The organism is Telluria sp. ZB2R32 (genome assembly GCF_059685715.1).
Genome location: NZ_JCASIG010000005.1, coordinates 322,739 through 334,379 on the forward strand (window position 1 = coordinate 322,739; position 11,641 = coordinate 334,379).

Below are 11,641 nucleotides of genomic sequence, written 5' to 3' on the forward strand. Positions count from 1 at the left end.
GCGCCGGGCGGCCGTATCCCTTGCCCTGACGATTTTTTCACAACCTCTGCGTTACGCGGCAGCCGGTGATTGTCGTTGCAGGCGTGGCGCACGGCCGTGACGAAGCGTCCGCGATCGTGGCGTAACGTAGGGCGGACATGTCCGCCGCTACAGCGCTGGCATGGCCGCGGCCCATGGCCACGTCCTGCACCCCTAATGCGCCACCAGCACCGGCACCGTACTGCGCTCCAGCAGCACCCGCGTCACGCCGCCCATCACCAGCTCGCGGTAGCGGCTATGTCCGAACGCCCCCGTCACCAGCAGTCCGGCCTTGTAGCGCCCCGCGATGCCGAGCAACGCCTCGCCGGCCGGCCCCGTGGTCTGCTCGAGCACGACGTCGACCCGCACCCCATGCCGCGCCAGGTACAGGGCGATGTCGGCGCCGGGTTCGTCGCCGTGCAGGCCGGACTCGCGCGCGGCGTTCACCAGCGCCAGGCGCACGCTGGCGGCACCAGTCAGCAGCGGCAGCGCGGCGGCGATGGCGCGTACCGCCTGCAGGCTGCCGTCCCAGCCGACCACGATTTCCTCGTTCATCGGCGCGCCCGCATAACTCGGGGGCACCGCCAGCACCGGGCGCGCGCCGTGCAGCGCCACGTACTGCGGCAGCCCGCGTACGCTGTCGCGGGCGCCCGTGTCCTGGCTGGTGACGACCAGGTCGGCATAGCGCGACTGCAGCAGCAGGGCATGGCGGTGTTCGTCCTCGACCAGGCGTTCCTCGACCGATTCGACGCCGAGCCGGCGCGCCGCTTCCGCAAAATCGCGCAGGCTGGCGCGCGCACTGACGCAGATCGCATCGAATTCGTCGATCGGCGTCACCGCCATCGAGCCGGTGAGCAGGGCGTAGGACGGCCACGACAGCCCGGTGGCGGCGCTGCCGACCAGATGCGCTCCGTGCAGGTTGGCGAGCTGCGCCGCGGCCTGCAACCGCGACGCCATGGCGCTGCTGTCGTCGACGTGCACGACGATGGTCTTGTACATGTCTCCTCCGTTCAGACGAAAAGCGCGGGGCGCAACAAGACTTTACGCCGCGTGGCGCGCCGTGTCAGGCGCACGAATGAGGCAGCGCAAACGAGGCTGCATTTTTTGCAGGCCAGGCTCAAGCGTATGCGCCATCCGCTTATTCATGAGAGCTCTTCATAGGTGTATGCAATGAATGTGCACTTAGCATGGATGCGCCGCCGGATTACAGTCCGATTTTCACGAACTCCCGAGGAACCGCATGAAGCGTTCGATCATTTCCGCCTTCGTACTCGCCACCGCAGCCGCCGCGCAAGCGCAGACCGCTGCCCCAACCGGCGAGATCAGTATCGCCCGCAACCGCACCCAGGCCTCCAGCAAGGGACCGTCCGTCAATTTCACCGGCGCCGTGCGCGTTGACCCTCTGTTCCAGCCGAAGGGATCGTCGCGCAGTGCTGCCGCCTACGTGACTTTCGAACCGGGCGCGCGTTCGGCCTGGCACAGCCATCCGCTCGGCCAGACGCTGATCGTCACCGCCGGCGTCGGCCGCGTGCAGCGCTGGGGCGGCAAGGTCGAGGAGATCCGGCCGGGCGACGTGGTCTGGACGCCGCCCGGCGTGAAGCACTGGCACGGCGCCGCGCCCACGGTCGCGATGACCCATATCGCCACCCAGGAAGCCGAGGACGGCAAGGGGGTGCAGTGGATGGAAAAGGTCGGCGACGAACAGTACGGCCGGTAGTTCAGCCACCCTGGCAGCGGATCGCGTCGATCACCAGCCCCAGCGCGCGCGAGGAATGGCGCCGGCTCGGATAGAACGCATACAGGCCCGGCCACAGCGGGCACCAGTCCTCCATCAGGCTGAGCAGGCGCCCGGCACGGATGTGTTCGCCGGCCAGTTCGTCGGGCAGGAAGGCGATGCCGGCGCCGTCGAGCGCCGCGCGCAGGATGTGGCCGGCGTTGGTGAACACGGCCTGGCCGCGCACGCGCGCCTCGATGTGCTTACCCGCGTGCTGGAGTTCCCAGGCATAGATGCCGCCGCTGCCGGCCAGGCGCAGGTTGATGCAGTTGTGGGTCAGCAGATCGGCCAGTGTGGCGGGGGCTGGACGTGTGGCGAAACAGCCGGGCGTGGCGACGATGCGCATGCGTACGTCGGGCGTCAGGCGCACCGCGATCATGTCCTTGTCGACCTGGTCGCCGTGGCGCACGCCGATGTCGTAGCGTTCGGCGGCGATGTCGACGATGCGGTAGTCGGCGCTGAATTCGACGTGCAGGTCGGGATACTGCGGCAGCAGCGGCGCGATGCGCGGCCATAGCACGTGGTCGATCACATGGTCGATTGCCGTGATGCGGATCGTGCCCGCCGGCTTGCCGCCGAGGTCGCTGATGGCGGCGATCTCCGCTTCGATCTCCTCGATGCGCGGCGCTACATTCTGCAACAGCCGTTCGCCCGCTTCGGTCGGCGAGACGCTGCGCGTGGTGCGCGTCAGCAGGCGCACGCCGAGGCGCGCCTCGAGCGAACGCACGATGTGGCTGAGGGCCGACTGCGTCATGCCGAGTTTGGCGGCGGCGCGGGTGAAGCTGCGCTCCCTGGCGACAGCGAAGAAGACCAGGATGTCGTTGATGTTGTCGCGGGCCATGAGGATGTGCGCGCAGGGCGTTCATGAAGTAATTCACTCATTCTAGCAGCCGATTCATAAGCAGCATTCATAAGCCCAAGCAAACTTTGCGCACGTGCCTAGCAACCGAAGCGCTAACCATGCCGCCATCGGCGAGACGCTCAGCTCGAAACAGCCGCACGCGACCTCGCGCCGGTGGCGCTGCCTCCATGAAGCCAGCCTGCCATATACTTCACCTGTCAAAACAAGGATAGGAGAAGCGCGTGCGTCCAGAATTACTGCTGTTGGGTTCCGGCTGGGTCCCTGAAGTCGACCAGTTGCTCGAAGAGCGTTTTGTTTGCCATCGCCTGGCGCCGGTTGCGCCCGCGGACCGCGATGCCTTCATCGAACGCGTCGGCGCGACCGTGCGCGGCGTGTTCACCACCGGGATGACCGGCATCGACGCGGCGCTGGCGGTGCGCCTGCCGCGCCTGGAAATCGTGGCCGTGCATGGTGTCGGCGTTGACGCGGTCGACTTCGATGCGCTCGTGCCGCGCGGCATCCACGTCACCAACACGCCCGACGTCCTCACCGACGACGTCGCCGACCTTGCCGTCGCCCTGGTGCTGGCCGCCAGCCGGCGCCTGCCGCAGCTGGACCGCCACGTGCGCGCCGGCGCCTGGGAGGCGAAGCTGCCGCTGGCGCCGGGGAGCAGCCTGCGCGGCAAGGTGGCCGGCATCGTCGGCCTGGGCCGCATCGGGCGTGCGGTCGCGACCCGCCTGGTGAGCTTCGGCATGACCATCCGCTACTTCCAGCGCAGCACGGCCGACAGCCCGTATGCGCGCAGCGAGTCCTTGCTGGCGCTGGCGGCGGAAAGCGATTACCTGGTCGTCTGCGCACCGGGCGGCGCCGCCACGCGCGCGATGATCGGCCGGCCCGTGGTCGATGCGCTCGGGCCCGAGGGTACGCTGGTCAACATCGCGCGCGGGTCGCTGGTCGACGAAGCGGCGCTGGTCGCGGCCCTGCAGGACGGGCGCCTGGGCGCGGCCGCGCTCGACGTGTTCGCCGACGAACCGCGCGTGCCGGCTGCGCTGCGCGAACGCGACAACGTGGTCCTGACCCCGCACGTGGGCAGTTTTACGGTGGAGACGCGCTCGGCGATGGGGCGGCTGGCGGTGAGTAATCTCGTTGCGCATTTCGAGGGGCAAGCGCTGCCGACGGCAATCGTTCCGACGCTGCGCTAGCCATGGGACTCAGGCCGGACCGCGCGCTATGAATGGTCCGGCGCACGTAAATGCGTGAGTTTTAACGCGATGGAGATAAGACTTTTTCCGCCTGATATCATCGAAAATGATCTTGGTAAATAAAATATGATAAATGGAAAAGAAGGCAAATAAATTTGTCGACTGTCTTTACACTGCAATGCGCAGATAAATAGTCGGTTACAAGATTCCTATAAAAATCAGTTATTTAAATTGCTGGCACGGTTAATGCTAATCGACGAGTGCAACATTACCGTCCCTTTAACTTTTATAGGAGTCAAATAACATGGCCTTGAAAAAGATCGCTGCGCTTGTCGCCCTGTGTGCAGCCGCCTGTAGCGCGAACGCTGCGGATTATTCGTTTACCGGTAACTTCCAGTACGATAATGACGTCCAGCTGTTCCAGTTCACCGTCGGCGCCACCTCGGAAATCGGCCTGCGCAGCTGGTCGTATGCGGGCGGTGTGAATGCGGCCGGCCAGACGATCGCCCAGGGCGGCTTTGATCCGATCCTGGCGTTGTTCGACGCTGACGGTATCCGGATCGGCCAGCAGGATGACGGCGGTTGTTCCAGGGTGGCCGCCGACAGCGTCACCGGCGAATGCTGGGATACCTACTTTACCGTCACGCTGGAAGCCGGCACCTATTTTGCCAGCGTCCAGCAATACAACAATTTCGCCAACGGCAGCCTGGCGGCAGGCTTTGCCTATGACGGTGCGCAGTACCAGCAATTCCGCAATGGTTTCGTGGATGCCGCCGGCGATACGCGTAATTCGCAGTGGGCGTTCGACATCCTGAACGTCAACGCCGCCGAACTGCCGCCGGAGCCGCCAATCGGAGAAGTACCCGAGCCTGCTTCGCTGGCCCTGCTGGGCGTGGCGCTGGCGGGCATGACCGCGGCGCGCCGCCGCAAGCAAGGCTAAGCTGTCACGTCGAAGAAACCGGGCAACGCCGGCATCGGGCCGGGCGCCCGGTGTTCACATTGGCGCTGCCCCAGCCGGGGCATGCGCTATCCGTTTTGTGCGCCGGGCTTGACCTTGCCGCAATCGCTGCCCAGCCATTTGCCCGAACCGCTGCTTTTCTGGGCCATCGGCTTGCCGTCGGGGCCTGCCACCGTGGCGACCGATTCGAAGGTGTAGGCTTTATCTCCCTGGAACTTCACACTGCCTTCGACCGCCATCTGCGGACGCGTGCACGTCATGCTGAGCTTGGCCCCGCCGGCCGTCGGCGAGGAGGTGCGCGTGCAGGAATCCGGCGCCTTCTTGCCCAGCAAGTCGTAGCGCGCGATGTCGTCCTTGGTGATGCACTGGCGCATGCGCACGCCGTTGTCGGTGACTTCCGTCCCGCTGGCGTCGAGATCGGCCAGCGATTTCTCGAGCGCCTTGCGCTGTTCGGGCGGCATCGACGCCATCTGGGCGCGCATCTGCGCCATCATCCCGGCCATCTGGCCTTTCGCCTGGCCGGGCATGGCGACGTCGACCTGCCACAGTCCAGGCTTGAGGTTCGGCTGTTGCGCGCAGGCGTTGCCTGCAACGAGGGCGGCAAGGGACAAGAGGGTTGCGATCGAGGTCTTTCTCATGGCGGCTCCGGAAGAATGGGCCACTAGTGTAGCCGACCTCTTGTGAAGTTTATAAACTGCGCGCCGGCTCGTGTGTCGCCGGCAGGAACCAGTTCATCAGCACCGCGCAGATGCCGCCGGTCGCCACGCCCGATTCGAGCACGTTGCGCAGCGCGTGCGGCATGTGCGCCAGGAACTCGGGCACCTGCGACACGCCCAGCCCCAGCGCCAGCGACACGGCGATGATCAACAAGGCGCGGCGGTCGAGCGTGACGCTGGCCAGGATGTTGATGCCGGCCGCGGCCACCGCGCCGAACATCACCATCGCCGCGCCGCCCAGCACCGGCTCCGGCACCGCCTGGATCACACCGGCCACGGCCGGGAACAGCCCCAGCACGATCAGGAACAGCGCGATATAGATGCCGATATGGCGGCTGGCGATGCCGGTCAACTGGATCACGCCATTGTTCTGCGCAAAGATCGAGCTCGGGAAGGTATTGAAGACGCCGGCCAGCAGCGAGTTCGCGCCATTCAGGAGCACGCCGCCCTTGATGCGGCGCATCCACAGCGGTCCCTCGACCGGTTCGCGCGAAATCTTGCTGGTCGCCGTGACGTCGCCGATGGCTTCCAGCGACGTCACCAGGTAGATCACGATCATCGGGATGAACAGCGACCACGAAAAATCGAGCCCGAAGTGCAGCGGACGCGGCACCTGGAACAGCGGCGCCTCGTGCATGCCGGTGAAGTCGAGGCGGCCCATCGAGGCAGCCAGCGCATAGCCGACCGCCAGGGCGATGACGATCGCGCAGCTGCGGATCCACACGATCGGCACCCGGTTGAGGCCGACGATCAGCGCCAGCACCACGCCCGACAACAACAGATTTTCGCCGTTGGCGAAGCTGCCGTTCTGCATGGCGGAAAAGCCGCCGCCCATGCTGATCAGGCCGACCTTGATCAGGGTCAGGCCGATCATCAGCACCACGATCCCAGTCACCAGCGGCGTGATCATCCGTTTCACGTAGGGCAGGACGCGCGAGACGCCCATCTCCACGAAGGAGCCGGCCACGACCACGCCGAAGATGGCGGCCATCACCGCTTCCACCGGCGTGCCGCTTTTCACCATCAGGCTGCCGCCCGCGATCAGCGGACCGACGAAATTAAAGCTGGTGCCTTGCACGATCAGGAGGCCCGCGCCGAGCGGCCCGAAGCGGCGGCACTGCACGAAGGTGGCGATGCCGGAAATGACCAGCGACATCGAGACGATCAGGTTGGTGTCGCGCGCCGAGACGCCCAGCGCCTGGCAGATCAGCAAGCCCGGGGTGACGATCGGCACGATGATCGCCAGCAAGTGCTGCAGGGCAGCAAGCATACCGATCAGGGGACGGGGACGGTCTTCCAGGCCGAGGATCAATTCCGAAGCGGGCGGGGTGGCGGGCAGGGGCACTTGTGTGGTCATGGCAGGGGCGCGGGGCAAAAGACGGATTTTACAGTGGTACGGCGGCGTGACACGCGATTGCGCCAGTCAACTTGATCCACAGCACGGCGCCGAATGCAAGAGCGTACGTTTGAGCGGCCTCAGACGGACCCGCTATCGGCGCTTCTAGAGTGGGTACTGGACCCGATGTGCATAGCCTCGAGGGCGTCGCTTTCGTCAGCGCATCGGTCTTCCAGCCTGGCACCGGCGTCAATTCGCAACACTCATCAACAAGGGAAACAATGAACACGCAATCGATCGGCAAACTGGCCCTGCGCAAGCGGCTCCTGGTAACCCTTTGCACCTCTCTCTGTGCTTCACTCTCCGTCGCGCACGGCAACGCCGGCGCCGCCGACGCCAAGCCGGCTGCGGCGCCATGCGCCTGCAACGGCACCGTCTACAGCGTCGTCAACCTCGACCCGGAAGGCGGCGCGGCGGCCCTTCTCAACGAGCGGGGGCAGGCGGCGGTCGGCTCCTTCGTGTTCGGCACCAACGGCTATTTCGACGGCGAGCGCGTCACGCCGCTGGGCTCGCTTGGCGGCGGCTTCACCGTCATCAAGGGCCTCAACAACCGCGGCGTGGTGCTGGCCGAGTCGGTCGACACCAACGGGCCGGCCGGCGATTATTATCCGGTCACCTGGACCTTGGGGCGCGGCATGCGCGCCCTGCCCAATTCGCTCGCGGGCCAGGCCTGGGGCATCAACGACCGCGGCCAGGTCGTCGGCGGGGTGCCGGCGCCCGGCATCAGCGCGCGCGCCGTGCGCTGGGATCCGAACGGTGCGCGTGTGGCGCTGGGACCGCTGCCGTTCTCGCTGTCCGAGGGCAGGGCGCTCAACGGCAGCGCCTTTGCCGGCGGTTATGCCGACCACGCCGACGGCACCATCCACGCTACGCTCTACAACGCCGCCGGCGTGGTCACCGACCTGGGCAATATGGGCGGGAGCGGCGCCTACGCCCTGCTCGTGAACGAGCGCGGCGACGCGGCCGGCGTGTTCGCCGACGCCGGCGGCAACGAACTCGGATTCTTCCGCAGCCCCGGCCGCGGCGCCGTGCCGATCGGTTCGCAAAATGGCGCGATACGCCTGGTCGCCGGCCTGAACGACCGCGGCGAAGTGGTCGGCATCACCGAAACACCAGGCGGGCTGGCGGCCTACCAGTGGTCGCGCGCGCGCGGCCTGGTGCAGCTGCCGCGCGCCGGCGCGCTCGAGTCCGACGTGTTCGACATCAACAACCGCAGCGAGAGCGTGGGCCGGCTCTGGCGTCCGGAAGGCTCGCGCGCCGTGCTTTGGCGCGGGCTGTCGGCGCCGGTGGACCTGAACAGCCGGCTGCACCGCGCACCGCCCGGGCTCGTGCTGGAAGCGGGCGCGGCGATCAACGAAGCGGGCACCATCCTCGCGTATTCGAACGCCGGCCTGGTGATGCTACGCCCCGGCAAACAGGGCACCGACGCGCCGGTACTGGGACCGTTGCTGGGCCTGCCCGACATCGCCAGCGTCGGCCAGGAGGTGACGGCCAAGATTGGCTTCATCGACAGTTCGGCGCGCCAGACCCATTCCGTCAGCGCCGACTGGACCGACAGCTGCCCGTCGCCGCATCCGCGGGTGGTCGAGGCCAACGGCAGCGGCCAGGCCAGCCTGCAGCACCGCTTCTGCGCGCCGGGTTTCCAGAATGTGACCGTGCGCGTCACCGATTCGGGCGGGCGCAGCACCGAGACGCAGAAACAGGTGCTGGTCAACGAGCCGGGCGTCGCCGCGCTCAGCGGGCGCGGCACCCTGGCCGGCGCGACCGGCGCGGCCGCCGGTGCAAGGGGTGGCGCAACCCGCGCGCTGCCGCTGCGCTTTGCGTGGTGGGCGCCGCTGGCGAAGATGGAAATGGCCAAGGCGGGCGCCAGGGCGCAAGTCATGTTGACCGGACCGTTCGGCTTCCGCAGCGAGCAGGTGAGCACGGTGTCGCGCGAGGGTGCGCAGGTACGGCTGGAAGGCACAGGGCGCTACAACGGCCGGCCCGGTTACCGCGTCGTGGTCGACGGCAGCGACGGCGGCAGCGCCCGCGGCGCCGACCGCATGCGCGTGCGCGTCAGCCACCGCGACGCCGCCGGCGCCGAGGTCGTCGATTACGACAGCGCGCGCCCGGCGCCGCTGGCCAGGGCGGCGCTGGCCGCCAGGTCGGACGGCATGGCGGCGGTGGATGGCCAGCTGGTGATCAGTAACTAGCGCAGCAATGAGTGACCTTGGCTAAGCCGCAGGCGGCCCGGGCGCATCGCGCAGGATGCGCTCGAGCTGGTCGAGGTCGGCCGGCTTGACCAGGTGATGGTCGAAGCCGGCCGCTTTCGAGAGCGTGAAGTCGTGCGCCTGGCCGTAGCCCGTCAGCGCCACCAGCAGCGCGCCGGGATGCGGTCCGTCCTGGCGCAGGCAACGCGCCAGCTGGTAGCCGTCGATGTCGGGCAGGCCGATGTCGAGGATGTAGGCGTCGACCGGGCCCAGTTCCTGCGCGTCGAGCAGCGACTGGGCATCGTCGAACAGGGCGATGCCATGCCCGCGCGCTTCCAGCGCGGCGGCGAGCGAGGCGCCGGCGTCGCGGTTGTCGTCGACGATGACGATGCGGCGCGGGGCTGCGAGCGCTGCCTGGACGCTGGCGTCGGCCATGTCGAGCATGCCATGCGCGGCCGGCGCAGCCATCGTCGGCAGCATGATCGTGAAGCAGCTGCCTTGTCCCTGGCCGCCGCTGCCGGCCTGCACGCTGCCCCCATGGTGGACAGCGATGCTTTTCACCAGGGTCAGGCCAAGTCCGAGGCCGCCCTGGGCGCGGTCGGGCGTGCGTTCGCCCTGGGTGAACAGGTCGAACACGTGCGGCAGCAGGCCGGGTGCGATGCCGCTGCCGTTGTCGCGCACCGACAGGGTGGCCTGGCCATCGCTGACCGCGAGGCCGACCTCGATGCGGCCATGCTGCTGGGTGTACTTGGCGGCGTTGTTGAGGAGGTTCGATACCGCCTGCGTCAGGCGGGTGCGGTCGCCCCCGACCCAGGCCGGTTCGCCCGTCACGTGGACGTCGAGCGCATGGTGGCGCGCTTCGATCAGGGGCCGCGCCTGCTCCAGGGCGCCGTTGACGACGAGCTTCAGGTCGACCGGGGCGCGTTCCATCTGCACCAGGCCGCGCGTCACCCGCGAGACGTCGAGCAGGTCGTCCACCAGGTCGGTCATGTGCCGTACCTGGCGCCCGATGATGTCGCTGGCGCGCTTGACGTACTCGGCGTCGGCGTAGCGCAGGCGCATCACCTGGGCGGCGGTGCTGATCGGCGCCAGCGGGTTGCGCAGTTCGTGGGCCAGCATGGCGAGGAATTCGTCCTTGCGCTGGTTGGCCAGGCGCAGTTCGTTCTCGGCCAGCTTCTGGTCGTGGATGTCGGTGCAGGTGCCCATCCAGCGGATGATACGGCCCGCGTCGTCGCGCACCGGCAGCGCGCGCCCGAGCACCCAGCGGTAGCCGCCCGCGTGGTGGCGCAGGCGGTACTGTACCTCGTAGGTGTCGCCGCTGGCCAGGCTGTGCGACCAGCGCGCCCAGGCTTCGTCGCGGTCGTCGGGATGGAACACGTTGGCCCAGCCGGCGCCGTCGGTCTCGCCCGGCACCACGCCGGTGAAGTCGTACCAGCGCGCATTGTAGTAGTCGTGAAAGCCGTCGGGCAGGGTCGACCACACCATTTGCGGCATGGCGTTGGCGATGGTGCGGAATTTCGCTTCGCTGGCGGCCAGCGCAATCTGGGTGTACAGGCGCTCGCTGGCGGTGCGGGTGCGCTCGGCCACTTCGCGCACCAGGGCGATGTCGTCCGCCGTCCAGCTGCGCGCCTGCGCGCTGTTGACGTAGACCAGCGCCACCAGGCGGCCGTCTTCCAGCACCGGCAAGTCGACGAAAGCGGCCGAATCGAGCGCCGCCAGCGCCGCGGCGGCATGCGCCGTGCGCGGGTCGCGCGCCACGTCCTCGATGGCGACCGGCGTGCCCGCTTTCAGGTCGTCGATGAAGTCGCCGAACTGGCGCAGGTCGATCGTGTCGGGCAGGACCGCCGCGCCCGGCACCTGCCAGTTGCCGTTCAGGTGCACCGTGTCCGCAGGCCCGGCCACGGCGAAGCCGACCCGGCTCGCGCCCAGCGTCTCGCCCAGGATGCGGCAGGCGCCGGCCACGATGGCGCCGGCGTCCGGCGTGTCGCGCACCAGGTCGGTAAGGCGGATCAGCGCATCGCGCCGGATTTCATTGCACACGCGGTCGGTCACGTCCGAGCCGAGCAGGAAAATGCCGTGGATCGCGCCGGCGCGGTCGCGCACCGGCTGCAGCACGAAGTCGATGTAGCGGTCGATCACCGGCCCGCCCGGCAGCGCCTGCACCGCGTATTTGGCGCCGGTGGCGGTAATCGGCTCGCCGGTGCGGTAGACCTGGTCGCACATGGCCACATAGCCCTGCGCCACGGCATCCTCGAGCTCGTCGGCGAGGCGGCGGCCGATGACGTCGCGGTGCCCGATCAGGCGCCGGTAGCCCGGATTGACGAATTCCACGTGATGCTGCGGCCCGTGCAGCAGGGCCATGAACATGGGCGCTTCCTCGAACAGGGCGGCGAACGCGCGCCGGCGTTCGTATTCCTGCTGAAAATTCGCCGGCTGATTGTCCGGGTCCTGCGAGGCCGATGGGTTCATGTGGTTCCGGGAGGGAGAGTAGGGCGCGTTCCGGTACGGGGAAGCTCGACAGTACCGGCGAAGGCGAAATGATACCCC

The 11,641-nt window shown here is 67.9% G+C and carries 9 protein-coding genes; 4 read left to right on the forward strand and 5 right to left on the reverse strand.

From position 1 onward, the window contains the following. Positions 1 to 192: 192 nt before the first annotated feature. A complete protein-coding gene (locus tag AC56LG_RS16585; protein WP_497167168.1) occupies positions 193 to 1,017 on the reverse strand; it encodes a universal stress protein in 825 nt (274 codons plus the stop codon). A 241-nt stretch (positions 1,018 to 1,258) separates the two neighbouring features. On the opposite strand from AC56LG_RS16585, the gene AC56LG_RS16590 reads away from it, so the two are divergent. Continuing rightward, the gene (locus tag AC56LG_RS16590; protein WP_497167169.1) at positions 1,259 to 1,735 is read left to right on the forward strand and encodes a (R)-mandelonitrile lyase; all 477 of its coding nucleotides are present in this window, start codon (positions 1,259 to 1,261) and stop codon (positions 1,733 to 1,735) included. Between the two features lies 1 nt (position 1,736). Here the strand turns inward: AC56LG_RS16590 and AC56LG_RS16595 are convergent, their stop codons facing one another. Beyond that, complete coding sequence (locus AC56LG_RS16595) at positions 1,737 to 2,633, reverse strand: LysR family transcriptional regulator (protein WP_497167170.1); 897 nt, start codon at positions 2,631 to 2,633, stop codon at positions 1,737 to 1,739. 242 nt (positions 2,634 to 2,875) lie between these two features. Between AC56LG_RS16595 and AC56LG_RS16600 the strand changes: the two genes are divergently transcribed. Both AC56LG_RS16600 and AC56LG_RS16605 read left to right on the forward strand, forming a co-directional pair. Next, complete coding sequence (locus tag AC56LG_RS16600; RefSeq protein WP_497167171.1) at positions 2,876 to 3,835, forward strand: 2-hydroxyacid dehydrogenase; 960 nt, start codon at positions 2,876 to 2,878, stop codon at positions 3,833 to 3,835. A 304-nt stretch (positions 3,836 to 4,139) separates the two neighbouring features. After that, positions 4,140 to 4,775, forward strand: a complete 636-nt coding sequence (locus AC56LG_RS16605) for a DVUA0089 family protein (protein ID WP_497167172.1) — start codon at positions 4,140 to 4,142, stop codon at positions 4,773 to 4,775. A gap of 86 nt (positions 4,776 to 4,861) precedes the next feature. On the opposite strand, the gene AC56LG_RS16610 is transcribed toward AC56LG_RS16605, so the two are convergent. Continuing rightward, positions 4,862 to 5,431 carry a DUF3617 family protein gene (locus AC56LG_RS16610; protein WP_497167173.1) on the reverse strand — a complete coding sequence of 190 codons (570 nt, stop codon included), beginning with the start codon at positions 5,429 to 5,431 and terminating at the stop codon, positions 4,862 to 4,864. Positions 5,432 to 5,480: 49 nt separating this feature from the next. Next, the gene (locus AC56LG_RS16615) at positions 5,481 to 6,866 is read right to left on the reverse strand and encodes a nucleobase:cation symporter-2 family protein (protein ID WP_497167174.1); all 1,386 of its coding nucleotides are present in this window, start codon (positions 6,864 to 6,866) and stop codon (positions 5,481 to 5,483) included. Positions 6,867 to 7,126: 260 nt separating this feature from the next. Here AC56LG_RS16615 and AC56LG_RS16620 point away from each other — a divergent pair, with 260 nt between their 5' ends. Then, entirely contained in the window at positions 7,127 to 9,097 is a 1,971-nt protein-coding gene (locus AC56LG_RS16620; protein ID WP_497167175.1) for a hypothetical protein, read from the forward strand. 21 nt (positions 9,098 to 9,118) lie between these two features. Here the strand turns inward: AC56LG_RS16620 and AC56LG_RS16625 are convergent, their stop codons facing one another. Beyond that, positions 9,119 to 11,563, reverse strand: a complete 2,445-nt coding sequence (locus tag AC56LG_RS16625; RefSeq protein WP_497167176.1) for a hybrid sensor histidine kinase/response regulator — start codon at positions 11,561 to 11,563, stop codon at positions 9,119 to 9,121. Positions 11,564 to 11,641 lie beyond the last annotated feature (78 nt).

Coding starts and splice junctions, on each gene's coding strand:
- AC56LG_RS16615 (WP_497167174.1), bottom strand. CDS start 6,866: ATGACCACACAAGTGCCCCTGCCCGCCACCCCGCCCGCTTCGGAATTG.
- AC56LG_RS16625 (WP_497167176.1), bottom strand. CDS start 11,563: ATGAACCCATCGGCCTCGCAGGACCCGGACAATCAGCCGGCGAATTTT.
- AC56LG_RS16610 (WP_497167173.1), bottom strand. CDS start 5,431: ATGAGAAAGACCTCGATCGCAACCCTCTTGTCCCTTGCCGCCCTCGTT.
- AC56LG_RS16605 (WP_497167172.1), top strand. CDS start 4,140: ATGGCCTTGAAAAAGATCGCTGCGCTTGTCGCCCTGTGTGCAGCCGCC.
- AC56LG_RS16585 (WP_497167168.1), bottom strand. CDS start 1,017: ATGTACAAGACCATCGTCGTGCACGTCGACGACAGCAGCGCCATGGCG.
- AC56LG_RS16590 (WP_497167169.1), top strand. CDS start 1,259: ATGAAGCGTTCGATCATTTCCGCCTTCGTACTCGCCACCGCAGCCGCC.
- AC56LG_RS16595 (WP_497167170.1), bottom strand. CDS start 2,633: ATGGCCCGCGACAACATCAACGACATCCTGGTCTTCTTCGCTGTCGCC.
- AC56LG_RS16620 (WP_497167175.1), top strand. CDS start 7,127: ATGAACACGCAATCGATCGGCAAACTGGCCCTGCGCAAGCGGCTCCTG.